21 protein-coding genes are annotated in these 24,797 nt (G+C 58.0%); 15 read left to right on the forward strand and 6 right to left on the reverse strand.

Features of this window, described 5'->3' with window-relative positions; all coding sequences use genetic code 11:
- Positions 1-8 precede the first annotated feature (8 nt).
- The 3 genes from PMI30_RS26130 to PMI30_RS0129395 all read right to left on the reverse strand — a co-directional run bounded on the left by PMI30_RS26130 (position 9) and on the right by PMI30_RS0129395 (position 4,033).
- Positions 9-1,325: an ABC transporter ATP-binding protein gene (locus PMI30_RS26130; protein WP_008005986.1), complete on the reverse strand. Its 1,317-nt coding sequence runs from the start codon at positions 1,323-1,325 to the stop codon at positions 9-11.
- Positions 1,315-2,133, reverse strand: a complete 819-nt coding sequence (locus tag PMI30_RS26125) for an ABC transporter permease (protein ID WP_032834811.1) — start codon at positions 2,131-2,133, stop codon at positions 1,315-1,317. Before PMI30_RS26125 ends, PMI30_RS26130 begins: the two co-directional genes overlap by 11 nt.
- A gap of 919 nt (positions 2,134-3,052) precedes the next feature.
- On the reverse strand, positions 3,053-4,033 hold the full coding sequence (locus tag PMI30_RS0129395) for a glycosyltransferase family 2 protein (protein WP_238541968.1): 981 nt from the start codon (positions 4,031-4,033) through the stop codon (positions 3,053-3,055).
- A 510-nt stretch (positions 4,034-4,543) separates the two neighbouring features.
- Between PMI30_RS0129395 and PMI30_RS26120 the strand changes: the two genes are divergently transcribed.
- The 6 genes from PMI30_RS26120 (at position 4,544) to PMI30_RS26095 (ending at position 10,887) form a co-directional block, all read left to right on the forward strand.
- Positions 4,544-6,538, forward strand: a complete 1,995-nt coding sequence (locus PMI30_RS26120; RefSeq protein WP_032834803.1) for a polysaccharide biosynthesis protein — start codon at positions 4,544-4,546, stop codon at positions 6,536-6,538.
- A gap of 112 nt (positions 6,539-6,650) precedes the next feature.
- Entirely contained in the window at positions 6,651-6,986 is a 336-nt protein-coding gene (locus tag PMI30_RS26115) for a ComEA family DNA-binding protein (RefSeq protein ID WP_008005993.1), read from the forward strand.
- Between the two features lie 206 nt (positions 6,987-7,192).
- Positions 7,193-7,987 (forward strand): SDR family NAD(P)-dependent oxidoreductase, encoded by a 795-nt coding sequence (locus PMI30_RS26110; protein ID WP_008005995.1) that lies wholly within the window; start codon positions 7,193-7,195, stop codon positions 7,985-7,987.
- A 32-nt stretch (positions 7,988-8,019) separates the two neighbouring features.
- A complete protein-coding gene (gene fabF / locus PMI30_RS26105) occupies positions 8,020-9,294 on the forward strand; it encodes a beta-ketoacyl-ACP synthase II (protein WP_008005996.1) in 1,275 nt (424 codons plus the stop codon).
- A 71-nt stretch (positions 9,295-9,365) separates the two neighbouring features.
- Positions 9,366-10,019 (forward strand): GntR family transcriptional regulator, encoded by a 654-nt coding sequence (locus PMI30_RS26100; protein ID WP_008005998.1) that lies wholly within the window; start codon positions 9,366-9,368, stop codon positions 10,017-10,019.
- 16 nt (positions 10,020-10,035) lie between these two features.
- Complete coding sequence (locus PMI30_RS26095) at positions 10,036-10,887, forward strand: urea carboxylase-associated family protein (RefSeq protein WP_008005999.1); 852 nt, start codon at positions 10,036-10,038, stop codon at positions 10,885-10,887.
- 74 nt (positions 10,888-10,961) lie between these two features.
- On the opposite strand, the gene PMI30_RS30250 is transcribed toward PMI30_RS26095, so the two are convergent.
- Entirely contained in the window at positions 10,962-11,129 is a 168-nt protein-coding gene (locus PMI30_RS30250) for a DUF2897 family protein (protein ID WP_008006000.1), read from the reverse strand.
- A 143-nt stretch (positions 11,130-11,272) separates the two neighbouring features.
- Entirely contained in the window at positions 11,273-12,637 is a 1,365-nt protein-coding gene (gene eat / locus PMI30_RS26090; RefSeq protein WP_008006002.1) for an ethanolamine permease, read from the reverse strand.
- Between the two features lie 405 nt (positions 12,638-13,042).
- On the opposite strand from eat, the gene kdpF reads away from it, so the two are divergent.
- From kdpF to PMI30_RS26060, 6 genes are all read left to right on the forward strand, one after another.
- Positions 13,043-13,132 carry a K(+)-transporting ATPase subunit F gene (gene kdpF / locus PMI30_RS26085; RefSeq protein ID WP_008006007.1) on the forward strand — a complete coding sequence of 30 codons (90 nt, stop codon included), beginning with the start codon at positions 13,043-13,045 and terminating at the stop codon, positions 13,130-13,132.
- 8 nt (positions 13,133-13,140) lie between these two features.
- Complete coding sequence (gene kdpA, locus PMI30_RS26080) at positions 13,141-14,835, forward strand: potassium-transporting ATPase subunit KdpA (RefSeq protein WP_008006009.1); 1,695 nt, start codon at positions 13,141-13,143, stop codon at positions 14,833-14,835.
- Between the two features lie 10 nt (positions 14,836-14,845).
- On the forward strand, positions 14,846-16,903 hold the full coding sequence (gene kdpB / locus PMI30_RS26075; RefSeq protein WP_008006010.1) for a potassium-transporting ATPase subunit KdpB: 2,058 nt from the start codon (positions 14,846-14,848) through the stop codon (positions 16,901-16,903).
- Positions 16,904-17,132: 229 nt separating this feature from the next.
- Positions 17,133-17,678, forward strand: coding sequence for a potassium-transporting ATPase subunit KdpC (gene kdpC, locus PMI30_RS26070; protein ID WP_008006012.1), 546 nt, complete (start codon positions 17,133-17,135; stop codon positions 17,676-17,678).
- 143 nt (positions 17,679-17,821) lie between these two features.
- Entirely contained in the window at positions 17,822-20,473 is a 2,652-nt protein-coding gene (locus PMI30_RS26065) for a sensor histidine kinase (RefSeq protein ID WP_008006015.1), read from the forward strand.
- A gap of 48 nt (positions 20,474-20,521) precedes the next feature.
- Entirely contained in the window at positions 20,522-21,220 is a 699-nt protein-coding gene (locus PMI30_RS26060; RefSeq protein ID WP_008006017.1) for a response regulator, read from the forward strand.
- Between the two features lie 139 nt (positions 21,221-21,359).
- Here PMI30_RS26060 and PMI30_RS26055 read toward each other — a convergent pair whose 3' ends face one another.
- Entirely contained in the window at positions 21,360-22,400 is a 1,041-nt protein-coding gene (locus PMI30_RS26055) for a patatin-like phospholipase family protein (protein WP_008006020.1), read from the reverse strand.
- A 219-nt stretch (positions 22,401-22,619) separates the two neighbouring features.
- Between PMI30_RS26055 and PMI30_RS26050 the strand changes: the two genes are divergently transcribed.
- The 3 genes from PMI30_RS26050 to PMI30_RS26040 all read left to right on the forward strand — a co-directional run bounded on the left by PMI30_RS26050 (position 22,620) and on the right by PMI30_RS26040 (position 24,729).
- On the forward strand, positions 22,620-22,898 hold the full coding sequence (locus PMI30_RS26050) for a hypothetical protein (RefSeq protein ID WP_008006022.1): 279 nt from the start codon (positions 22,620-22,622) through the stop codon (positions 22,896-22,898).
- A gap of 44 nt (positions 22,899-22,942) precedes the next feature.
- Complete coding sequence (locus PMI30_RS26045) at positions 22,943-23,710, forward strand: CHAD domain-containing protein (protein WP_008006024.1); 768 nt, start codon at positions 22,943-22,945, stop codon at positions 23,708-23,710.
- A 221-nt stretch (positions 23,711-23,931) separates the two neighbouring features.
- On the forward strand, positions 23,932-24,729 hold the full coding sequence (locus PMI30_RS26040) for an acyl-CoA thioesterase (RefSeq protein WP_008006026.1): 798 nt from the start codon (positions 23,932-23,934) through the stop codon (positions 24,727-24,729).
- Positions 24,730-24,797 lie beyond the last annotated feature (68 nt).

Genomic DNA, 24,797 nt, shown 5'->3' on the forward strand with positions numbered 1-24,797 from the left:
GCACGTATTCACAAACCCGATTTATAGAGTTCGATCGCTCGCATTGGCAGGCCTATAAGCCCTCCAACGTCAGATACGCCCTGGGCCTTGATCACAAGGGCATCGTGAATCCATTGCAGTTGTGTGTGGTCTTGTTGAGTTCCATCGGCGATGGCAATCGAAACGGTATAATCAGCATCAGGAAGCGCAGGAAAAATAAATTCGAAAGATGCATGTAGTTTTCCGCCAGCAGCACAGCTGACAGATTGTTCATTACAGGCGGCGAAAGTATTCGATCCAAATAATGTTTGCCCAAGGCGATCTCTGACGAAGAACCCGATAATAGGAGATTTAATCTCTTTTAATGCGTCAACGTCGATCTGAAACACTACCGTTGTATGATGCTTTGCTCTGTGAATAACATTCCCTTCAGTATCTCGAAAAGTTGCTGAAACAACCTTGGCTCCGCCGGCGCCGAACCCGGTTTCAGTTGTCCGAAATGGCATGAACCAGAGTGTTTCACCATCAGCAGCGTCTCCCACGTCACCAGTATCACTCTCTACTTGCTTGAGAAGTTGCTCGCTGGATGGGACGTCTACGGTGCCTTGATTGGATTCGATTATCTCTGCCAGATAAGCGTCACAGATGTTTTTAGCGGGACCAGTAGCGACATGCTTGCCGTTTCTTAACCAGATAGCTCTTGTACATAAAGCTTTTACTGCCGCGGTGTCGTGACTTACAAATAGAACAGTACCATTGGCCATAAATTCACGCAGAAAGCGCATACATTTCTGTGTAAAAAAGGCATCACCGACGGCCAAGGCTTCATCAATTATGAGAATTTCGGCGTCGACGTGCGCGATCACGGCAAATGCGAGCCGGACAAACATCCCACTCGAGTAGGATTTGACCGGCTGCTCTATAAAGTCGCCGATATCTGCAAAGGTAGTGATAGCGTCGAATCGTTCCGATATTTGCGTAGGCGTCAACCCATAGAGCGATGCCGCCAGATACACGTTTTCCCGGCCACTGAACTCTGGGTTGAAACCCGCACCGAGTTCAAGCAATGCGGCAATTCTCGCGTTCGTCTGCACGGTTCCGGCGGACGTATTCAAAGTCCCGCAGATTATTTGCAATAACGTAGACTTACCACTTCCGTTTCGCCCTACAATTCCAACGGTTTCGCCTCTTTTTACTTCGAAGGAAATATCTCGAAGCGCCCAGAAATCCTGCGAGTATTTCTTTCGGCCGAAAGCAAACATTTGAAGAAGACGATCTCTCGGTTTTTCATATATTTGATAGCACTTATCGACGCCTTCTAGCTTTATTACTATTTCAGAGCACATCTGCAAAACCTTTCCTAGTTTTCTGAAACCACATAAATCCTAGGCAGGCAAAAACTGCTGAGATCAGTAGGTTGATGAGAAATAGCCAAGTATTTGGAACTGTTTCAGATATCAGTATTTCCCTCACCTGCTCAATGACTGATGTAAGCGGGTTCAAGTGCATGAATAGCTGAAATTTTTCCGGTAGTGCGCTTACGGGATAAAAAATAGGGGAAAGAAACATCAGCATCGTGATGAAAACACCGATGATTTGTCCTACGTCCCTAAGGTAAACGCCTAGTGATGCAAGGAACCATGAAATACCTAATGATAATAGTACTAGCGGTAAAAGAACGACGGGGAATAGCAGGAGTGTAAAGTGAGGTTCGCCTAGAAACAGGAGGTAGAAGATGAGCCATACTAAAAAGCTAACAAAGGTATGAAATAGAGCTGCCCCAATACTTACAAAAGGTAGTATTTCTAGCGGGAATATGACCTTCTTGACATAGTTTCCATTCGCAATAATGAGGTTGGGAGCTCTGCCGATACACTCCGAAAAGAAATTGAATACCAAAAGACCGGCGAAAAGAATAAGCGCAAACTCGGCTTTGGAACCTGTTCCTCCTCCCCATTTAGTTTTGAATACGACACTGAATATGAAAGTGTATACGATCAACATTAATACAGGAGTCAAAAAGGACCATAAAAGGCCTAGCGCCGAACCACGGTAGCGACCAATTACTTCGCGTTTTATCAGTGCTAATCCCAGGTTGCGATTTCGCCACAGACTAGAAATCATTTCGACGGGGGAGATACTAAACTCTTTCATTTTAAATACAATTCCGTAGTAAGGAACCAGCGCTTGGGGCTGTTGCAAGCTCAGTCGGATGGATGTCGAACAAGCCATCAAATACTTGCCCTGCCAAATCACACCTAAATCGTCCTTGAGATTTCTGATTCTGACGATAAAAAATGCCTGGTGAATACATTGCCGAAAAGGAGTGGCTGGCCCGTGTGATACAGAGTGCACTGCCCATCGGCTCTGTGAGGCATCTACGATTTGGGCTCTTGTGAAAGTCGTCGCTAGTATCCCCCAAGACTTTTCGCTTGAATGAGACCAGATTCTCAAGTCTAGGGTCGGTCGCTTTCATCTGTGACGCTTCTCCATTAAAACCTCCTGAATTTCCTCTTCCGGTTTTCAACGATCACGAAAGGTCGAGTATCACCGCGAATAGGGGCGGTTGACCAAGCGCTCAGGGCAGCACATTCACCACACCTGATCGACGTCGGCTACCTGTCGGTAATCTGAGTCGCTCCCGAAGCTCTTGACTTTCATTGTGCTTTGTGGGCTTTTCGTTGGTGTGGCTCGGGGAGGCAAAATTAAGCGGCGTATATTTTGTCGCCAAAAGACTCGGCTTACAAGCTGTCCTAGTCGATGTGTTGATCATAAATTGGCTATAGAGGGGCTGTTTGTGCCTCTTGAAGTAAATTTGAGGCTCCTGAGAGCGTAGGGCTACATTCAGGTTTTCGTGTTCGGGCGAGGCACGGACCTTTGGCGGGAATTGTTCTCATTTGTCTGCGACTGCTGAGCGTGTAGCTTTCTTCGAGAGGTTGCTGAGGATGAGTTTGTTTGAAAACATCGTGAAAGTTTTGGCGGTGGTATTGTTTTATGAGTTGCTATTATATGGGCAATTTGGCGTGAAGTCCGTCGTCGAATAAAACGCTTAGTTATTATTTTTCTGGGGGATCTATATTGTTTTAAGTAAAATGGATGCATACATTGCAATGTTGCCTTTCACGGTCTGCCTGTAAACGCCTAATTTTATAAAGCTTAATAGCCTTTTTGGTAGTTTTTCTTGTCTTGCTATTTTGAATTGTTGGAGTCTTAGTCGATTTTCGTCATTGAGGTAGTGCTGCATGTTTTCAAGTGCTGAAATATTCTGAGTGTTCCAGTTGGAGTGTAATCCGTGAAAAACTAGTGCTAAGTGTTTAAGTCTCGCTAGCCAGTCTAGTTTGCTGCCGATAAGGTTGTGTTCATGCTGGCGATAAAGAATTTTTGCGTCGCTGTCGAAGTAGATCATTCCTCCAGCTCCAGATATAAGCTGGTATGCCCACCAGTCATGAGACGCCACCGTTACGTCCTCATGAGTCTCCTGAAGAAGGTCAAGGGCTGCTTGATTAAATACCATAGTGTTGCCACCGCTAATGCTTTGCACTAATGCGTTTAAAAAGTGTGGTGGGCGCTGAAAGTTTGTCGATTTGCCGATTGGACTGCCAGATGCACTGATCAACTGCGTACGGCCGCAATATAGAGCGGGAATCTCTGAGTGGATATTTCCGATATGGTGAAGAGCGGTCTGTAGCTTATCCTTCTGCCATATGTCGTCTTGGTCGGACCAAGCATAAAAATCAGCCTTTACGAGTGTTTTTGCTTTTCGAGTTAATGAAAGAAAGTTGGCGGCATAGCCGCGTTGGGGGCCATTTGTTATATAGAGGCGATCGGCGCCCCACTGTTTGATGTAGTGTTGCAGTAGTTGCTGCGTACTATCCGTGGAGCCATCATCAGAAACTACGAGCGTCCAGTTGCTGTGCGATTGCGCAAAGAAAGAGTCGAGTTGTTGTCGGAGAAAGCGCTCGCCATTGTAGGTGCACATTAGTATTGCGATGCGTGGATTTTTTACCGCTTGAGTAGGGCGTTGGTTGTCTTTAGAATATTTAACAGTGAGCAATCAATAATCTTCCATGTGTGTCATTGTATTCTATTTGAGTCTGTTAAGCTGCAGGTCAATTAGCCTTTGAAACTTTTCGGTATTGCTTCCTTCGCTAAAAATATCACAAACCGATCTGGTAGCCATTCGAAAAGTGCTGACTGGCCTAAAGAAAACTTCAAAAGACGACGCACCGTATTTTGCTGGTGTCAAGCTGTGGAGCCTGCGGTGTGGTGCGGCGGGTATTTGATTTGTCGCTGAGCTTCTATTCGAAGTCTTGCGTCAGGGCGCAAGGTGGCCTCTCTACTGAGGTTTTCACGCTATTCTCTACTAGAATGTTTTTCATATTTGCTGTGGGCGTGACGATTGGTCGGATTTTTGCGATCTGTTCGGTTCTTACCTAGCGAACAATCTTGTGGGGGGGGCTGGAGTCGATATCTTTAATGGCTCCAGACTTTTCAGGCGCGTACAATGGCCGTGCACGCGAGTGAGTATAGATTGAGGGAGCGTAACACGGTGTCGGATGATGTCATGGATAAAATCAGATCTTCTCTGTTGGGTCTTCCGCGTCGAAAGAAGCGTCTTCTGCAGGTAGCTACCGACGTGGTGCTCGTGTGGATCGCTCTTTGGTTGGCCTTCATAGTCCGCCTTGGCATCGACGACATGTACAATCCTTTGAAGGTCCACTTCTGGCTTTTCGCCTGCGCGCCGGTTGTAGCCATTCCCTTGTTCATCCGCTTCGGCATGTACCGAGCGGTCATGCGTTATTTTGGCAACGATGCCCTGATAGCCATCATTAAGGCTGTCAGCCTCTCGTCGCTGATCCTGGCGGTGGTTGTCTATTGGTACAGCAACCATCAAACCGTCGTGCCCCGTTCCATCATCTTCAACTACTGGTGGTTGAGCATGGTAATCATTGGCGGCCTACGCCTGTGCATGCGTCAATACTTTATGGGCGACTGGTTCACCGCCGCCCAGCATGTGCCGTTCACCAGCCGCGATGACGGCCTCACCAAAGTCGCCATCTACGGCGCAGGCGTAGCTGGCAATCAGTTGGTTGCTGCATTGCGCATGGGGCGGGTGATGCGCCCAGTGGCATTCATCGACGACGACCCGAGCATCGCCGATCGCTCTATCTCAGGCCTCCAGGTCTACAAACCCAAACACATCCAGCAGATGATCGACGTCACCGGCGCCCAGGAAATCCTTCTGGCCCTACCGTCGTCTACCCGCGCACGACGCCGGGAGATTCTCAATCTGTTGGAGGGATTCCCGCTTCACGTGCGAAGCGTCCCGAACTTCACCGATCTGGCCAGCGGCAGGGTCAAGGTTGAAGACATTCAGGAAGTGGATATCGCTGACTTGCTGGGTCGTGACGCCGTGCCAGCCCAGGCCGATTTGCTCGAACGCTGTATCAAAGGCAAGACCGTGATGGTGACTGGCGCGGGCGGTTCGATCGGTGCAGAGCTTTGTCGGCAGATTTTCTCCCTTGGCCCGACCACGCTTCTGCTGTTTGAGCACAGTGAGTTCAACCTTTACAGCATTCTGTCGGAGTTGGAGCAGCGTGGCTGTCGTGAGTCAGTGTCGGTCAAGTTGCTGCCTATCCTGGGTTCCATTCGTCACCCGCACAAACTGCTTGATGTGATGAAGACCTGGCGCGTGGATACCGTCTATCACGCGGCCGCCTATAAGCATGTGCCGATGGTCGAGCACAACATTGCCGAAGGCGTGCTCAACAATGTCATGGGCACGTTGAATACCGCTCAGGCTGCCCTGCAGTCGGGTGTGGCCAACTTCGTGCTGATCTCCACCGATAAAGCCGTACGTCCAACCAACATCATGGGCAGTACCAAACGTCTGGCGGAGTTGACCCTGCAGGCGCTCAGTCGTGAAATTGCCCCGGTACTGTTTGGCGACAAGGCTAATGTATCCCGAGTCAACAAAACCCGTTTCACCATGGTGCGTTTCGGCAATGTGTTGGGATCGTCCGGTTCGGTGATTCCGTTGTTCCACAGCCAGATCAAATCTGGCGGGCCGCTGACGGTCACGCATCCGAAGATCACCCGTTACTTCATGACCATCCCCGAAGCCGCACAACTGGTGATTCAAGCCGGTTCCATGGGGCAGGGGGGCGATGTGTTTGTGCTGGACATGGGTGAACCGGTGAGGATCGTCGAACTGGCGGAGAAGATGATTCACCTGTCCGGTTTGAGTATCCGCTCGGAGAAGAACCTGCACGGTGACATTTCCATTGAGTTCACCGGCCTGCGTCCGGGTGAGAAGCTCTATGAGGAGTTGCTGATCGGGGATAATGTCGCTGCGACTCCACATCCGATGATCATGACCGCGAATGAAGACCATCTGCCTTGGGACGTGCTCAAGGGTCGTTTGACCGAGTTGCTGACAGCCGTCGAGCAGGATGATTATTCCCGTGTGCGCCAACTCCTGCGCGAAACGGTCAGCGGCTATACCCCCGACGGGGAGATTGTCGACTGGATTCATCAGCAACGCCGTCTCGAGCCCTGATTGTTTCACATCCTGTAACGGACACATTTTTGACAGTTCCAGTACATCGCCTAAGTTTGGGAGGCAGCTTCGGAAAAGCTGCTTTCTTAATCGATGTCATGGAGCTTCACTTATGCGTACTGGCTATTTCTACTCTCTGGTTTTTGCCCTGCTCACCAGCGCCTCTATTGCTGCCATCGCTGCACCGACGGTCGTGCCAGAGGCTGCCAAGGCACCCTTGATGCTGGACGTTGCCGCCAAGGCTCAAGCCGCCAAGGTCGATCTCAATGGGGCCGATGCGCCGACTCTGCAGCGCGAGTTGTCCGGGATTGGTGAAGCGAAGGCCAAGGCAATTGTTGCTTATCGTGAGAGTAATGGGCCCTTTTCGTCCATCGACGAATTGCTGGAAGTGAAGGGGATTGGCAAAGCCATTCTGGACAAGAATCGCGAGAAGCTGGAAGTGAACTAAGCTTGTAAATCCACACCAAGAGGCCGGTCATTGACCGGCCTTTTTGCATATTGCCGCAGAGGGTGATCTGACGCCTTTCATCGGAGGGTAAAAAATTACGACTATCATATGGCGCTTAAATTATGCCTATAATAAATTCGTCATTTGTTGATGCGCGCTGATTTTCAGACGCTCACCTTCCTCAAGCATCCTCCAGGAGCATTGTCATGAATTCTGTCCAGAACCAAGGTACGGCCCTTGTCACCGGCGCATCTTCCGGCATCGGTGCGGTTTATGCGGAGCGGTTGGCGGCGCGTGGGTTTGATTTGTTGCTGGTTGCCCGTGATCAGGAACGGCTGGAGGCTGCGGCGAGCAAGTTGCGCGCAGCGCATGGGGTTCAGGTGGAGGTGCTGAAGGCGGATCTGACGCAAAAGGATGATGTGTTGAAGCTTGAGCAGCGCCTGCGCAGCGATTCGAGTATCAGCCTGTTGCTGAATAACGCCGGTGTCGCGGCGGATGGTTTGTTGGCCAACGCGGATCTGGATGAGCTGGAACGTTTGATTCAGCTGAACGTCACCACGGTGACGCGGTTGGCCTCGGCAGCGGCGGCCGGTTTTTCCAAGGCCGGTCGCGGCACGATCATCAATATTGCCTCGGTGGTGGCGTTGTTTCCGGAGCGGTTCAATGCGACGTACAGCGCGAGCAAGGCTTATGTGTTGAGCCTGACCCAGTCGTTGAACGCCGAACTGCAGGGCACCGGGGTTCAGGTTCAAGCGGTGTTGCCGGGCGTCACACGTACCGAGATCCTGGAGCGGTCCGGTATCGATGCGTCCCAGATTCCGGCGGACATGATCATGGAAGCAGGGGAGATGGTCGACGCGGCATTGTCGGGTCTTGACCAGGGTGAGTTGATCACCATTCCTTCGTTACCGAATGCCTCCGAGTGGGAGGCCTTTATGGCGGCGCGTCATGCGATGGCGCCGAATCTGTCCAGAAGCACGGCCGCCACGCGTTACAAGTGAGGCGCCATGAATCGGCTTGAGGTATTTGCGTTATGAGTAATCGTCGAGTGGTCGTCACGGGCATGGGCCTGGTGTCGCCGTTGGGTAGTGGCGTCGAAGCGGTTTGGGCACGTTTGTTGGCCGGGCGCTCCGGGTTGCGGGCGTTACCGGACGAGGTGGTTGCCGATCTGTCCACCAAGGTTGGTGGCGCGGTGCAAACCTTGGCGGAAGATCCGGAGGCGGGTTTCGACCCGGACCGGGCGACGCCGCCCAAAGAACAGAAGAAGATGGACCGCTTCATTATGTTTGCCATGGAGGCGGCGCGTCAGGCATTGGAGCAGGCCGGTTGGCAACCGCAGGACGCCAACGCCCAGGAACGCACGGCCACCATTATTGGCTCGGGCGTGGGTGGTTTCGGCGCGATTGCCGATGCGGTGCGCACCACCGACAACCGTGGCCCACGCCGTTTGTCGCCGTTCACCATTCCTTCGTTTCTGGTCAACCTCGCCGCGGGCCATGTATCGATCCAGCATGGTTTCAAGGGGCCTTTGGGCGCTCCGGTAACGGCGTGCGCGGCCGGGGTTCAGGCGATTGGTGATGCGGCGCGGCTGATTCGCTGCGGTGAGGCGGATATTGCGGTGTGTGGCGGTGCGGAGGCGGCGATCGATCGTGTCAGCCTTGCCGGGTTTGCGGCGGCTCGGGCTTTGTCCAGCGGTTATAACGACACCCCGGAGCGCGCCTCGCGGCCGTTCGACTCTGGTCGTGATGGCTTTGTGATGGGCGAGGGTTCGGGCCTTTTGGTGATCGAATCCCTGGAGCATGCCCTGGCGCGCGGCGCTCAACCGTTGGCGGAGCTGGTCGGTTACGGCACCAGTGCCGATGCCTATCATCTGACCGCGGGGCCTGAAGATGGCAGTGGTGCGCGTCGGGCGATGTCGCTGGCGTTGGCCCAGGCGGGCATTTCGCCGGCGCAGGTGCAGCATCTCAACGCTCATGCGACCTCGACTCCGGTTGGGGATTTGGGGGAGTTGGCGGCCATCAAATCGTTGTTCGGCTCGGACAACAAGATAGCCGTGACGTCGACCAAATCTGCCACCGGGCATTTGCTAGGCGCCGCTGGCGGGATCGAGGCGATCTTTACGCTGCTGGCGCTCCGCGATCAGGTGGTGCCGGCGACGCTTAACTTCGATAACCCGGATCCGGCGGCGCAAGGCGTGGACATCGTTCACGGTCAGGCGCGGCCAATGACCATCGATTACGCTTTATCCAACGGCTTCGGATTTGGCGGTGTCAATGCCAGTGTGTTGTTCAAATACTGGGAGGAGTAGTTCAAGGCAGATGGCACGAATAGTGATTACTCATTCGCTAACGATTGTTGAACAATCTAGAGGCGTTGAGTATGAGCAGCGGACTGTCCCTGGCCGACCACATCACATTGGAGTTACGCGCTGACATCATCGGCGGTCGTTTGCTGCCGGGCATGGCGCTGGTGGAAAACGATCTGGTGTCGGCTTACAACGCCTCGCGAAACACAATTCGCGAGGCGTTGCATCGTCTGGGGCAGGAAGGGCTGACCCGTTATGTCCGCAACAAGGGCGTGATGGTGCGCAGGTTGGGGGTTGATGATGTGCGCGATCTGTTCAAGGTCCGTCGCACGCTGGAGTTGCAAGCCATCAGCGCCAGTCAGCCGTTGCGTGATTATCAGTCCGACCGGATGCTCGAAGCGCTGGAGGCCACCGAACTGGCCCGGGAGCGCGAGGACTGGCGTGCCGTCGGCACCCACAGCCTGGCATTTCATCAGCACATCGTCGGGTTGCTGCGCAGTCCATTGTTCGATGAGTTCTTCACCAACGTCGTCGCGCAATTGCGCCTGGTGTTTTGCACCGCTCCCGATGAATCACGTTTTCAGGCGCCTTGGCTGATGCGTGACCGACAGATACATGAGTTGCTGGCCGACGGCGACAAACGCGCGGCCGGCGACGCCATGAGCCTTTATCTCGACGACTCCGAACACCTCCTGTTGCAGATGCTTGCCCCTTCTTCCCATCACTGATCGAGGATTTTGTGCCATGTACAAAGACTATCCGGCGGCCTATCAAGTCAGCAAAGGTTCGGCCTTGCAGGTGGACACAGCTTTTTACGAACGGATCCGTGACCAGAAGGACGGCCGTACGCTGATCGAGCAGTTCGAGGTGCCGATCCGCACTGGCCGCGCCTGGAATGTGCCGGCCGGGCATGTGTTCAGGGTCACGACCCCGGTCGGCCCGCAAGTCGGGGACTTCAATGTCTGGAATGCCCATGACCCGCGCGAACGCTTGTGGGCTGCTCGGACCCGGCAGTTGCAAGGGGCGCATGTCAGCACCCATGACCGTCTCTGGTCGAACCTGCCTTTCTTACGACCGCTGGTGACCATTACCGACGATAGCCTGGCCGGGTACGGCATCGACGAACATGGCGGGCGTTTGCACGACTTGCTGGGGACGCGCTGCGATCCGTATGTGAACAAAATGCTCACGGGCGAGGATTTCCATCATCACTGCCACTCGAATTTGACTCGCGCAGTGTTACCCCATGGCCTGACCGAGTTTGACGTGCATGATGTGCTGAACATTTTTCAGTGCACCGGCCTGAACCACGACGACATGTACTTCATGAAAGCCTGCCCGGCACAGAAGGGCGATTACCTGGAGTTTTTTGCCGAGATTGATTTGCTGTGTGCACTGTCGACCTGTCCGGGTGGCGATCTGTCCTTGGCCATGTGGGGGCCGGATGCGCAGGATCCGTTGAGTGTGTGTCGTCCGCTGGGGGTGGAGATTTATCGGTTGGAGGATTCTTTGCTCGAGGGCTGGAGCCAGCCGGAACGTGCGGCTTATAAAGGGCTGCATGGCTTGCACATCGCCAAGGCCGATTGGGAAAAGTAAGCGCTAAAAGCAAGAGCAAAAAGATCGCAGCCTCGTAGGAGCTGCCGAAGGCTGCGATCTTTTGATCTTTTGATCTAGCGGTCCTGCGCATCCTTGGCATCCGCTTCCGCGTTGCGTTCGGCGACGCGTTTGCGTTGCTCTTCGGTCAATTCGACCTTGTTGGCAGTGTCGCGCAGCATCATCAAACCGCCAACGATCGAGCCGATGGCAACGATCAGAATCAACCAGGCATACCAAGGCATAACGGCTCTCCTTAAGGGCAGGCCGGTGGGCGAGGGTTCGCCGATCGATCCTGCATACCACTTTTGAGCGATGGAATTTCGCAGTGGTTCCATTCTAGGCCTGTTATGTCCCGTTCATCTGCGCCACATCTTCAAAACTACAGTCAGAGCCCGGTCAACATCGCATCCGCCGGCGCATCGGCACGCAATTGCGCGGTGAGCATGAAGTACACGAAACCCACTGCCATGAAGCCGAGGAAGATCAACCCGATCAAGGTGTTGAACCAGGCCATCGCCACCAGGCAAACCACTGCCAGTACCAGCGCAATGAACGGCACCAGCGGGTAGCAAGGCGCGCGGAAAGTGCGTTCCAGGTTCGGTTCGGTTTTGCGCAGTTTGAACAGGCTGAGCATGCTCATGATGTACATCACGATCGCGCCGAATACCGCCATGGTGATCATCGCCGCCGTCAGCGTCATGCCACCGAGGTTAATCAGACCGTCGCTGTAGATCGCTGCGATGCCGATCACGCCACCGGCGATGATCGCCCGGTGCGGGGTCTGGAAGCGCGACAGTTTGGCCAGGGATGCCGGCAGGTAACCGGCCCGGGCGAGGGCGAAGAACTGCCGCGAGTAGCCGAGGATGATCCCGTGGAAACTCGCCACCAGGCCGAACAGGCCGATCCACACCAGCATGTGCAACCAGCCGGAGCTTTCGCCGACCACGGCTTTCATGGCTTGCGGTAGCGGATCGTTGATGTTCGACAGGGTACGCCAGTCGCCGACGCCGCCGGCAAAGAACATCACGCCCATGGCCAGCAGCACCAGGGTCAGGATACCGCTGATATAGGCCTTGGGAATCGTGCGTTTCGGGTCCTTGGCTTCTTCGGCGGCCATGGCTGCACCTTCGATAGCCAGGAAGAACCAGATGGCAAACGGAATGGCCGCGAACATCCCGGCAATCGCGGGCGCACCGAACACATCAGAACCGGCCCAGCCGTTGAGGGCGAAGTTACTGAAGCTGAACGCCGGGGCGACCACGCCCATGAAAACCAACAGTTCAGCGACTGCCAATACGCAGACCACCAGTTCGAAGGTGGCGGCCAGTTTCACGCCGAGAATGTTCAGGCCCATAAACACGATGTAGGCACCGACCGCCGCGTGTTTCGGGTCGAGGGCCGGAAACTGCACGTTCAGGTAGGCGCCGATCGCCAGGGCAATCGCTGGTGGGGCGAAGACGAATTCGATCAGGGTCGCCAACCCGGCAATCAATCCGCCTTTTTCGCCAAAGGCGCGGCGGCTGTAGGCAAAGGGACCGCCGGCATGGGGAATGGCGGTGGTCAGTTCGGTGAAACTGAAGATGAAGCAGGTGTACATGGTGGCGACCATGAAAGAGGTCACCAAAAAGCCAAGTGTCCCGGCAACGCCCCAGCCGTAACTCCAGCCGAAGTACTCACCGGAAATCACCAGCCCGACCGCGATACCCCACAGGTGGAGCGTGCCCAGCGTGGGTTTGAGTTGTGTGTTCATGCGTTGCTCCCTGAACGGTTTGGATAAGCTCGGGGGAGGGCGTGTGCAGTGGGCGTGCCATTTTTCAGGTGGGCGTCGTAAAGCGCTGAAAGCTGTCGTATCGGGGATGTTCGCGGCTGGATGAGTGCTTTTTGTGCTCCAGTTAGGGGCGTCGACGCCTGTTCTGGCGCTATCGCGAGCAGGCTCGCTCCCATATTGGAATGCCGTCGTCTATACAACGCCGAACTCCTGTGGGAGCGAGCCTGCTCGCGATGAGGCCCGCCCGGACACCGCTGTAACAAAGCCATAAACCCACTCTTTACGCATTCTTTATGCCCCGCCCCACCCCTCGATCTCGCGCCTTTACAGCCTCCCTGCCGACAATCACTCCACACACGGCAATACGCCGTAATACGGAGAACTTCCATGAACGTTCTGGACGGAGTGTCACTGCTATTGGCAGTGGGGCTGTTCATTTATCTGTTGGTTGCGCTGTTGCGCGCGGACCGGAACTAGGAGCGGCTATGCACAGTTATGACTATTGGCTGATCCTCGCCTTCTTCGCCGTGGTGCTGATCCCGGCACCGTTTCTGGGGCGCTTCTACTACAAGGTGATGGAAGGGCAGCGCACCTGGCTTTCGCCGATCCTCGGGCCGGTGGAGCGGGGTTGCTATCGGGTGGCCGGCGTCGATCCGCAGGCCGAACAGAGCTGGCAGAAATACACCCTGGCCTTGCTCGCCTTCAACCTTGCGGGCTTTTTGCTGTTGTTCGCGATCCTGCTGTTTCAGGATTATTTGCCGCTGAATCCGCAAAATTTGCCGGGTCAGGAGTGGACGCAAGCGTTCAACACCGCTGTCAGCTTCATGACCAACACCAACTGGCAGTCCTACAGCGGCGAAGCGACCCTCAGCTACCTGAGCCAGATGGTCGGCCTCACCGTGCAGAACTTCGTCAGCGCCGCCACCGGCCTCGCGGTACTGGTGGCGCTGTGTCGCGGCATTGGTCGCAAGTCGACCACAACCCTGGGCAACTTCTGGGTCGACATGACCCGCGCCACTCTCTACGGCCTGCTGCCGCTGTGTCTGCTGCTGGCGCTGTATCTGGTGTGGCAGGGCGTGCCGCAAACCTTCGCTCAGTACGTAAATGCCGTGACGATGCAGGGCGTCGATCAGGTGATCCCGCTCGGCCCGGCCGCCAGCCAGATTGCGATCAAACAACTGGGCACCAACGGCGGTGGCTTCTTCGGCGTCAACTCGGCGCACCCGTTCGAGAACCCGACGGCGTGGAGCAACCTGTTCGAAGTCGCTTCGATCATTCTGATCCCGGTGGCGTTGGTGTTCACCTTCGGCCATTACGTGAAAGACCTGCGTCAGAGCCGCGCGATCATCGCCTGCATGCTGGCGCTGTTTTTGATCGGCGGCGCGACTTCGCTGTGGGCTGAGTACCAGCCTAACCCGACCCTGAACAACGTCGCCGTCGAACAGACCGCGCCGCTGGAAGGCAAGGAAGCGCGTTTCGGTACCACCGCCACCGTGCTGTGGTCGGTGACCACCACGGCGGCGTCGAACGGTTCGGTCAATGGCATGCACGACAGCCTCAACCCGCTGAGCGGCATGGTCGCGATGGTCAACATGATGGTCGGCGAAGTGATCTTCGGCGGCGTCGGAGCCGGGCTCTACGGCATGTTGCTCAACGTGCTGATCGCGGTGTTCCTCGCCGGCCTGATGATTGGCCGTACCCCGGAATACCTCGGCAAGAAACTGCAGGCGAAGGAAGTCCAGTTGCTGGTGGTGACCTTGCTGGTGATGCCGGTCGGTGTACTGGTGCTCGGCGCAATTGCCGCGAGCCTGCCAGGCCCGGTGGCGGCGGTGAGTAACCCCGGTGCTCACGGTTTCAGTCAGTTGCTTTATGCCTACACCTCGGCCAGTGCCAACAACGGCTCGGCGTTTGCTGGATTTGGCGCCAACACCGCGTTCCACAACCTGATGCTGGGGCTGGGCATGTTGATCGGGCGCTTCGGCTACATCCTCCCGGTACTGGCCCTGGCCGGCAGCCTGGCGATGAAGAAAACCGCGCCGATCGGCCAGAACAGCTTCCCGACCCATGGCCCGCTGTTCGTGACCTTGCTGACCGTGACCATTTTGCTGGTGGGTGGTTTGACCTTCCTGCCGACATTGGCGCTGGGTCCTATTGCTGAACATTTGAGCTTGGGCTTCTAAGGAGTCAATGATGAATATGCCCGCAACTAAAGCCGCCGTCGTCAAGGTGCCGGAACAACCGAAAACCGCGATCGCCGCGCTCTGGCGCCCGGCGCTGGTGCAAGCGTTCGTCAAGCTCGATCCACGGCAATTACAGCGTGCGCCGGTGATGCTGGTGGTGGAGCTGACCGCGATCCTGACCACTGTGCTGTGCTTCATTCCCGACAGCGCCGTGCCGACTTTCGTCGCCGCGCAAATCGCGCTGTGGTTGTGGTTCACCGTGTTGTTCGCCAACTTCGCCGAAGCGCTGGCCGAAGGTCGCGGCAAGGCCCGCGCCGACAGCCTCAAGGCCGGCAGCGAAGGCTTGAGTGCCCGTCGCAAAACTGCCAATGGCAGTTTTCAAGTGGTGCCCGCCACTAGCCTGCGTAAAGACGATGTGGTGCGCGTCGAAGCGGGGGAGATGATTCCCGGTGACGGTGAGGTGATCGAAGGCATCGCGGCGGTCAACGAAGCGGCAATTACCGGTGAATCGGCGCCGGTGATTCGCGAGTCCGGCGGCGACCGTTCGGCCGTCACTGGCAACACTCGTCTGGTGTCCGACTGGCTGCTGGTGCGCATCACCGCCAACCCCGGCGAGTCGACCCTCGACCGCATGATCGCGCTGGTCGAAGGCGCCAAACGCCAGAAAACCCCGAACGAAGTGGCGCTGGATATCCTGCTGATCGGCCTGACCCTGATCTTTCTGCTGGTGGTGGTGACCCTGCAACCGTTCGCCCACTTCGCCAATGGCAGCCTGCCGCTGGTGTTCCTGGTGGCGTTATTGGTCACGCTGATTCCGACCACTATCGGCGGTTTGTTGTCGGCCATCGGTATCGCCGGGATGGACCGTCTGGTGCGTCTGAATGTGATCGCCAAGTCCGGTCGCGCCGTGGAAGCAGCGGGGGACGTTCATGTCCTGTTGCTGGACAAGACCGGCACCATCACCTTCGGCAACCGTCGCTGCTCCGCCGTCTATGCCGCGCCGGGTGTCACTGCCAAGGAACTGGCCGAGGGCGCGTTGTTTGCCTCCTTGGCCGATGACACGGCTGAAGGCAAATCCATCGTCGAGTACCTGCGCGGTCTTCACCCGCAACCCGAGCCGTCCGCCGAGGTGCTGACTGCCGTGCCGTTCAGCGCTGAAACCCGCCTGTCCGGTGTCGACTATCAAGGCCGGGTCTATCGCAAAGGCGCCGTGGATTCGCTGCTGACTTTCGTCGGCCTGAAACGCGCCGATCTGGCCGCGCCTCTGTCCCGGGAAATCGACAAGATCGCTCAGAGTGGCGGCACGCCGTTGCTGGTCTGCGCTGACGGCAAATTGCTCGGTGTCATCCACCTCAAGGACGTGGTCAAACCCGGTATCCGCGAGCGTTTCGCCGAACTGCGAAAATTGGGGATTCGCACGGTCATGGTCACTGGCGACAACCCGCTGACCGCTGCTGCGATTGCTGCCGAAGCAGGCGTGGATGACGTGCTGGCCGAAGCCACGCCGGAGAAAAAACTGGCGCGCATTCGTCACGAGCAGAACGACGGTCGCCTGGTCGCCATGTGTGGCGACGGCGCCAACGACGCCCCGGCCCTGGCTCAGGCGGACGTCGGCATGGCGATGAACGACGGTACGCAAGCGGCGCGGGAGGCGGCGAACATGGTCGACCTCGACAGCGACCCGACCAAGCTGCTGGACGTGGTGCAAATCGGCAAGGAATTACTGGTGACCCGCGGTGCGCTGACCACCTTTTCCATCGCCAACGACGTGGCCAAGTACTTCGCGATCTTGCCGGCGCTGTTCGCCTCGATCTACCCGCAACTGGGTGTGCTCAACGTCATGCACCTGAGCAGTCCGCAGAGCGCGATTCTGTCGGCGATTGTGTTCAACGCCCTGATCATTGTGGTGCTGATTCCATTGGCGTTGCGGGGTGTGCGGGTACAGGCGGCGAGTGCTGCGGCGTTGTTGCGGCGCAATCTGCTGATCTACGGGCTGGGCGGGATTCTGGTGCCGTTCGTGGGCATCAAGGCGATCGACATGTTGTTGACGGCGTTGCATTTGGTTTGAGGTTGATCTGATTGTGCGGGTTTTTTGTGGCGAGGGGGCTTGCCCCCGTTGGGTTGCGCAGCAGCCCCAAAACCTAAAACCTCATTTCTTCAGACATACCGCATGGATCGGGCTGGCGACTGCTTCGCAGCCGAACGGGGGCAAGCCCCCTCGCCACAAAAGCCCCTTTGCCACAGGGCTGAGCAGTGGCTTCCAGACCTGAGTTTTTTATCAAATAGAGGATTTTGAAATGTCCACACTGATACGTCCGGCCCTGAGCCTGCTGATACTGATGACCCTGATCACCGGCGTCGCCTACCCCTTGGTGGTCACCGGCGTCGCCCAGGTCGCTTTCCCGGACCAGGCCAACGGCAGCCTGGTGCGTGACGCCGACGGCAAGGTCCGTGGCTCGTCATTGATTGCCCAGGATTTCGTCGGCGACACCTGGTTCCACCCACGACCATCGGCAGGTGCCTTTGCCACTGTGTCGAGCAGCGCCAGCAACCTCTCGCCAAGCAATCCGGCGTTGGCCACTCGCGTTATCGACGAAGCCAATAAACTGCAGGTAGCCGGTCAGGGGCCAGTGCCGTTGGCCATGTTGACCACCTCTGGCAGTGGCCTCGATCCGCACTTGCCACCGGCCGCGATTGCCTATCAACTGGCGCGTGTCGCGGCGGCGCGCAATCTACCGGTGTCTACGCTTGAGCAACTGATGGTGGCGCATATCGAGCAGCCGTTGGTGGGGCCACCGGTGGTGAATGTGTTGGCGCTGAACATGGCACTGGAAAAATTGTAGATCGGTGGTGGCGCCATTCGCGAGCAAGCCCGCTCCCACACTCGATCTGCGTAACACTGAAGATCCCTTGTGGGAGCGGGCTTGCTCGCGAAGGCGGCTGAACAAACACAACATCAACATCTGAAAAAAAGAGATCCCCAAGCATGAGTGACTCCGGCCGCGCCGACGCGCTGTTAGCAGACCTGCCCCGCGATGGCCGTGGCCGGCTCAAGGTATTCCTGGGCGCAGCCCCGGGGGTCGGTAAGACTTACGCCATGCTGCAAGCCGCCCACACTCAGTTGCGCCAAGGTGTGAAAGTCATGGCCGGGGTGGTCGAAACCCACGGTCGCGCCGAAACCGAAGCGCTACTGGCTGGCTTGCCGCAGCAGCCGTTGGTGCGCTCGGAATACCGCGGCGTGATGCTCGAAGAAATGGACCTCGACGGTCTGATCAAAACCAAACCGAAACTGGTGCTGGTGGACGAACTGGCCCATAGCAATGCCCCCGGCAGTCGTCACACCAAACGCTGGCAAGACATCCAGGAGTTGCTCGCCGCCGGCATCGACGTGTTCACCACGGTCAACGTCCAGCATCTGGAAAGTCTCAACGATCAGGTGCGCGGCATCACCGGCGTTCAGGTGCGCGAAACCCTCCCGGACTGGGTGCTGCAAGAAGCCTACGAACTGCTGCTGATCGACCTGCCGCCGCGCGAGTTGCTGGAGCGTCTGCGCGACGGCAAGGTTTACGTGCCGGAGCAGGCGCGGGCGGCCATCGATGCGTTCTTCACCCAGACCAACCTTACCGCCCTGCGCGAACTGGCGATGCAAACCGCAGCCGCTCAGGTGGATAACGATCTGGCGCAGGGTTATCGCCAGTTGGGGCAGGCCGCACCGGCCGTGCGCGGTCGTTTGCTGGTGGGTGTCGATGGCGATGCTCAGGCCGAGCGTCTGGTGCGTCACGCCAGTCGCGTCGCCCAGCGGCGGCATCTGCCGTGGAGCCTGGTGCATGTGGACAACGGCCGTGTGCGCGACGAGCAGTCGCGACTGCGCCTGCAAAGCGCTCAACAACTGGCCGAACGCCTCGGTGGCGAAGTGGTGTTGCTGCGCGCGGGCGAGGTGGCGAAAACGTTGATCCAGCACGCCGCTGAACGACGCGCCAGCCTGGTGTTGGTGGGCCAGTCGCGCCAGCGTTTGCGTCGACGGTTGTTCGGTGGCGGGCTGGCGTCTCGTTTACTGCGCGATGCTCGCGGGCTGGAAATCAACGTGCTCGACAGTGACCACGAACAGCATCAGCCACGCCAACGCTCGGCGCAATCGCTGGTGTGGTTCGATTACGCGTTGGCGCTGGTGGCGACGGTGCTCGCCAGTGCCCTGGCCTGGGCGGTGTCGAGCGTCTTGCCGCTGCCCAACATTTCGCTGGTGTTCCTCGCCGCGGTGTTGCTGGTGGCAGTGCGCAGCAGCCTCGGCCCGGCGCTGGCCTGCGCGGCGCTGTCGTTTCTGACCTATGATTTTTTGTTCATTCCACCGAATTTCTCCTTCAGCATCCAGCGCGAAGAAGACGTGCTGACCTTGTTGTTCTTCCTCTTGATGGCGGCCTTGACCGGCAACCTTGCTGCTCGGCAACGTCGGCAATTGCAGGCCTTGCGCGACACCCAGGAAGAAACCAGCGAACTGCTCGACCTGTCACGCAAACTCACCGCCGCCACCGACCGTCAGGCCGTGGTCAGCGCTGCGGCGCAGCACCTCAATGGCTGGACCGACCTGAAACTGTGCCTGCTCAATCGCGATGGCCAGAGCGGCTGGAAAGTTGAAACCGGCGGGCCGCTGGAGTTCTCCGAAGCCGAGCGCGCCGCCGCCGATTGGGCCTGGCAACACGACCAACCGGCCGGCGCGGGCACCGGTACCTTGCCGTTCGGGCGCTGGTGGTGGTGGCCGTTGTCGGTGGACGATGGGCCGCTGGCGCTGCTCGGCGTGTGTGCCAAAGAAGGTCAGACCCTGAGCGGCCAGCGTCGACGTTTACTGACCGCGCTGAGCCAACCGCTGGCCCAGGCGTTGGCCCGGGCGCAACTGGCCGATGACCTTGAGGCGGCACGCTTGCATGGTGAAACCGAGCAACTGCGCAGTGCGCTGTTGGCCTCGGTGTCCCACGATTTACGCACGCCGCTGACCTCCATGCGGGGCAGCATCGACAGCCTGCTGGCGCTTGGCGAGGCGATTCCCCTGGAGGACCGCCGCGAACTGCTCGAAGGCACCCGCGATGAAGCCGAACGGCTCGATCGCTATATTCAAAACCTGCTGGACATGACTCGCCTGGGTCACGGCGCCCTGAAGCTGGCGCGGGACTGGGTGTCGCCCGCAGACATCGTCGGCAGTTCGCTCAATCGTCTGCGCGCGGTGCTGGCATCGTTGCAGGTGATTACCGAAGTGCCGGCCGAGTTGCCGCTGCTCTATGTGCATGCCGCGCTGATCGAACAAGCACTGGTCAACGTGCTGGAAAACGCCGCGCGTTTCTCACCATCCCACGGGCGTCTTGAATTGCGTGCCGGGGCCAATGACAGCGAGCTGTTTTTTTCGGTGAGCGATGAGGGGCCGGGGATTCCGGAGGAGGAACGGGCGAAGGTTTTCGACATGTTCTACACCGCCGCTCGCGGCGATCGCGGCGGGCAGGGCACCGGGTTGGGGCTGGCGATCTGTCAGGGCATGGTCGGTGCCCATGGCGGGCGGATCAGCGTCGCCGACGGCATCGAAGGGCGCGGTACCTGCATCACGCTGCACCTGCCGTTGCAGACTCAACCGGGATTGGACAGTGAAGCCTGATCTCGCCTGCGCTACTCTCTTGCCACTTCTTTGTGTTGATATGAATTCATGAGCCAGACCGCGACCATTTTGGTCATCGATGATGAACCGCAGATCCGCAAATTCCTGCGCATCAGCCTCGCCTCCCAAGGCTACAAAGTGCTGGAGGCCGGCACCGGCACGGAAGGCCTGGCCCAGGCCGCATTGAACAAACCCGACCTGCTGGTGCTCGACCTCGGCCTGCCGGACATGGACGGCCAGCAAGTGCTGCGCGAGTTTCGCGAGTGGTCGACGGTGCCGGTACTGGTGCTCTCGGTGCGCGCGAGCGAAGGGCAGAAAGTCCAAGCCCTGGATGGCGGCGCCAACGACTACGTGACCAAGCCGTTCGGCATCCAGGAGTTTCTGGCCCGAGTGCGCGCGTTGCTGCGTCAGGCGCCGACGGGGGAGGCCCAGGAAGCGGCGCTCAGTTTCGGCCCGCTCACCGTGGACCTGGCTTATCGCCGGGTGCTATTGGACGGCGCCGAAGTGGCGCTGACGCGCAAGGAATATGCGGTATTGGCGCAACTGGCGCGGCATCCGGGGCGGGTCATCACCCAGCAGCAATTGCTCAAGGACATCTGGGGCCCGACACACACCGAAGACAGCCACTATCTGCGGATCGTGGTCGGGCACCTGCGGCAGAAACTGGCGGATGATCCGACTCAGCCACGGTTCATCGTTACCGAAGCGGGGGTTGGGTATCGGTTGTTGAGTGAGGGTAGCCTTTAGTGCTGTATTGATAGATCTGACGCCTTCGCGGGCAAGCCTCGCTCCTACGGTTTGATGTCGCTCACAAAACGTATGATCGACTCAAACCCCGTAGGAGCGAGGCTTGCCCGCGAAGAGGCCCTCACATTCACCGAGAGCTTCAAGAGTCCCGCTCATTCTCATACCGATCCAGCGTATCGCGCGCAATCTCGCGCCCCAGCGCGATCAACTCCGGCGCCTTGTAGAACTCGAAAAACCGGCACACCCGCTTGGGCACGTTGATCAGGATATCCGGCGGATACCCGGCAATCTTGTACTGCGCCAATGAGGTCTGCATCACCTCGAAACTCTGGTTGATCAGGTCCAGCAAGGACGCCGGCCCGACGTTATCGATGATGAACGACCCGGTAGCGGACTTCGGTGCGCCGTTGCTTTCCGGGGCCGCCGCCGGTTGCTGGCCTTCGGGCGCGGCGGATTCGATCCACGGATTTATCTCGGCCGCTTCTGCCATCAACGCTTCCTTTTCCAGCAGCAGCAATTGTTCGGCCTGTTTGCGGCGGAAGGGCAATTTCGAACCCAACGAGTTGATCAGGCTGTCGAAGCGGGTCTTGAACGCGGCCGGGCGCTGGATCACTGGCAGTTGATAGTGACGCTGGTTGGTGGAGTTGAGGTTGACCGCGATGATCAGGTCGCAATGGCTCGACACCACCGGCACGATCGGCAAAGGGTTGAGGATACCGCCGTCCACCAGCATTCGATTGCCCTGCATCACCGGTGTGAACAGGCTGGGGATCGCCGCCGAGGCGCGCATGGCTTGGTGCAAACAACCTTCCTGGAACCAGATTTCCTGCTGGTTGGTCAGGTCCGTGGCCACGGCCGTGTAGGGAATGCGCAGGTCCTCAATGTTGATCTCGCCGACGATCTTGCGGATCTGTCCGAAGACTTTCTCCCCGCGAATCGCACCCAGGCGAAAGCTGACGTCCACCAGACGCAACACGTCGAGGTAATCCAGGCTTTCGATCCAGTCGCGATAATCGTTGAGTTTACCGGCGGCATAGATCCCGCCGACCACCGCGCCCATTGAGCAACCGGCGATGCAGGCGATGTCGTAGCCACGCCGTTCGATCTCTTCAATGACGCCGATATGGGCGTAGCCCCGGGCGCCACCCGAGCCCAACACCAGTGCGACACGCTTTTTCATGAATCGACCTCTCTGACAAGGTTCAACAATGCACCTATCGAGGGGCAAGCTTCAATCGCTATGGTCGTTCGGCGAGGCCGGTGCGTCGTTTTTTGACACTCCGGGAAGGCGAATGGGTATTCTCGCGGGCGCCATAGTTTCACCGCGGGCTCAAGGCACTTTTCACGTGCCAGACCGTCTTACGTGCATGCATGTTTACCTATCTTTGAGGTGTGAGTGATGAAAGTCTGGATCTGTGTGCCGTTGATTGCCCTGGCACTCGCCGGTTGTGCCGGTAAAACCGCTTACCGTGACAGCTGTGGTAGCCAGCTCGACGCTGCCTGGCATGAACTGGACCTGGCCAAGGTCGAGGGCTTTGCCGGGACCGTCAGCTACTCCAAGGCGCTGTCGTTGCTGACCGGTGCCAAGACCCAGCAGCAATTCGAAGCCTATGAGGGTTGCACCAGGAAAGCCGAGAAGGCGCGCTTCTACATTCGCGAGTCTCGCGCCGGCCGTTGAAGCATGCTATAGCCAATGGGGGATTTCGATTCAGGGAGCAAGCGATGTCTGCCTTGGTTGATCGATTGGTGGCTCATGTTCTGAGCCTGGACGTTCGCTTGCTCGCCTGTCAGGCACGCTTGAGTGCCCGCACCGACTCCGAAGCGCTGCACGATCTACGCACCACCGTGCGACGTTTGCGCAGCCTGCTGCGGCCCTTGCGCGGTTTGCCCGGGGTCGAGCAACTGGAAGCGGCGGCGTCCCGGGTCGGTGACCTGACCACGCCGTTGCGCGATCGCGAAGTGCTGGCGGCGTACCTGCTCCAGCACGATCAACCCGAGGCCGCGCACCGGCGCATGGTGCGGATGGCCGAGGCTTATCCCCTCGTGGCGGCGAGCCCGGAAGTGGCGCAGATGCTGATGATCCTCGACGCTTTTCCGCGCTTCCTGCGGGCTTCCCAGCGTCAGGGTTTGCTCAAGGGCTTGCGCAGGCGCATCGAAAAACGCCTGGGCAAACAATGGAAGAAACTCGACCAGGCCCTGCATGACCCCGCCCATGATCGCCATCGCCTGCGCCTGCTGATCAAGCGCGTGCGCTATGGCATCGAAGCCTACCCCGAACTGGATCGCTTGCCGGAAGCGGCCCTGCCCAGACTGAAATCGGCGCAGGCTGCCTTGGGTGATTGGCACGATAGCTGGCAGTGGCTGGAGCGCGCCAAGGAAGAGCCCGATTTGCAGCCGTGTGTCGCGATCTGGAAAACCACCTTGGCCAAGGCCGAAGAGCGCGCCGACCGCGTCCTCGAAAAATTCAGCGTCGCCTGCTTCAAATCCTGAACACCCACCGCTCCCTGTAGGAGCTGCCGAAGGCTGCGATCTTTTGATCTTTAGCGTCATCATCTACGCCGAAAATCAAAAGATCGCAGCCTTCGGCAGCTCCTACGGGGTTGTGGTGTCATCCGGCCTATCTGTCAGGTTCTTTGGCCGGAATAAGCGCTGTGTCGCCTTTGCGTGCTGGTTAAGATCGTTCCATCCATTTTCCTGTCTCTGAGGTTCCCATGCGCTTTTCCGATCTGCTCGACACTGTTCGCAGCCAGCCGCAGGAGCTGTCTATTCCGGCCGAATGGGGCCAGGGGCGGGCGAGTTTTGGTGGGCTGATAGCCGCTTTGCAATACGAAGCCATGCGCGCAAAAGTCCCGGCGGATCGTCCGGTGCGTTCGTTGGCAATCACCTTTGTCGGCCCGGTCGAACCCGATGTGCCGGTCAGCTTTGAAGTCGATGTGCTGCGCGAAGGCAAAGCCGTCAGCCAGGTGTTGGGCCGGGCGATGCAGAAGGGCCAGGTGGTGACGTTGGTCCAGGGCAGCTTCGGCGCCTCGCGACCTTCCGAAGTGGCGGTCACGGCCCACGCGGCGCCCGAGATGAAGCACTGGGACGACTGTCAGGAAATGCCCTATATCAAAGGGGTGACCCCGGAATTCATGCGTCATATGGCAATGCGATGGAGTGTCGGTGGCCTGCCGTTCACCGGCAACACATCGCGCGAGATGGGTGGTTGGGTGCGCTTGCGTGGGGAGGTGCAGGACGAGGTGGTCAGCGAAGCGCATATTCTGGCGCTGGTCGACGCCTGGCCGCCGTCCTTGTTGTCGTATCTGAAGAAGCCGGCGGCAGGCAGCACGCTGACCTGGACCATCGAATTCGTCCAGCCGTTGCTCGCGCTGAGCACGCTGGACTGGTGCAAGTACCTGGTTGAAATCGAGTATGCCGCTGACGGCTACGGGCACGCCGCCGCAAAACTGTGGAGCGAAGACGGTCAGTTGATCGCCATGAGCCGGCAGACAGTCACGATTTTCGCCTGATCAGTGACGACGACGGTGGCGCTCACGCCAGGCGCGCCACCAACCGCCACTGCTCGCAGGCTAAGCCC

It is taken from the genome of Pseudomonas sp. GM50, from assembly GCF_000282375.1.
GTDB lineage: Bacteria > Pseudomonadota > Gammaproteobacteria > Pseudomonadales > Pseudomonadaceae > Aquipseudomonas.

Coding starts and splice junctions, on each gene's coding strand:
- kdpF (WP_008006007.1), top strand. CDS start 13,043: ATGAACGTTCTGGACGGAGTGTCACTGCTATTGGCAGTGGGGCTGTTC.
- PMI30_RS26055 (WP_008006020.1), bottom strand. CDS start 22,400: ATGAAAAAGCGTGTCGCACTGGTGTTGGGCTCGGGTGGCGCCCGGGGC.
- PMI30_RS30250 (WP_008006000.1), bottom strand. CDS start 11,129: ATGCCTTGGTATGCCTGGTTGATTCTGATCGTTGCCATCGGCTCGATC.
- PMI30_RS26115 (WP_008005993.1), top strand. CDS start 6,651: ATGCGTACTGGCTATTTCTACTCTCTGGTTTTTGCCCTGCTCACCAGC.
- PMI30_RS26120 (WP_032834803.1), top strand. CDS start 4,544: ATGGATAAAATCAGATCTTCTCTGTTGGGTCTTCCGCGTCGAAAGAAG.
- PMI30_RS26125 (WP_032834811.1), bottom strand. CDS start 2,133: ATGAAAGAGTTTAGTATCTCCCCCGTCGAAATGATTTCTAGTCTGTGG.
- PMI30_RS26065 (WP_008006015.1), top strand. CDS start 17,822: ATGAGTGACTCCGGCCGCGCCGACGCGCTGTTAGCAGACCTGCCCCGC.
- PMI30_RS26040 (WP_008006026.1), top strand. CDS start 23,932: ATGCGCTTTTCCGATCTGCTCGACACTGTTCGCAGCCAGCCGCAGGAG.
- fabF (WP_008005996.1), top strand. CDS start 8,020: ATGAGTAATCGTCGAGTGGTCGTCACGGGCATGGGCCTGGTGTCGCCG.
- PMI30_RS26045 (WP_008006024.1), top strand. CDS start 22,943: ATGTCTGCCTTGGTTGATCGATTGGTGGCTCATGTTCTGAGCCTGGAC.
- PMI30_RS26060 (WP_008006017.1), top strand. CDS start 20,522: ATGAGCCAGACCGCGACCATTTTGGTCATCGATGATGAACCGCAGATC.
- PMI30_RS26100 (WP_008005998.1), top strand. CDS start 9,366: ATGAGCAGCGGACTGTCCCTGGCCGACCACATCACATTGGAGTTACGC.
- PMI30_RS26050 (WP_008006022.1), top strand. CDS start 22,620: ATGAAAGTCTGGATCTGTGTGCCGTTGATTGCCCTGGCACTCGCCGGT.
- PMI30_RS26110 (WP_008005995.1), top strand. CDS start 7,193: ATGAATTCTGTCCAGAACCAAGGTACGGCCCTTGTCACCGGCGCATCT.
- kdpA (WP_008006009.1), top strand. CDS start 13,141: ATGCACAGTTATGACTATTGGCTGATCCTCGCCTTCTTCGCCGTGGTG.
- kdpC (WP_008006012.1), top strand. CDS start 17,133: ATGTCCACACTGATACGTCCGGCCCTGAGCCTGCTGATACTGATGACC.
- PMI30_RS26095 (WP_008005999.1), top strand. CDS start 10,036: ATGTACAAAGACTATCCGGCGGCCTATCAAGTCAGCAAAGGTTCGGCC.
- eat (WP_008006002.1), bottom strand. CDS start 12,637: ATGAACACACAACTCAAACCCACGCTGGGCACGCTCCACCTGTGGGGT.
- kdpB (WP_008006010.1), top strand. CDS start 14,846: ATGAATATGCCCGCAACTAAAGCCGCCGTCGTCAAGGTGCCGGAACAA.
- PMI30_RS26130 (WP_008005986.1), bottom strand. CDS start 1,325: ATGTGCTCTGAAATAGTAATAAAGCTAGAAGGCGTCGATAAGTGCTAT.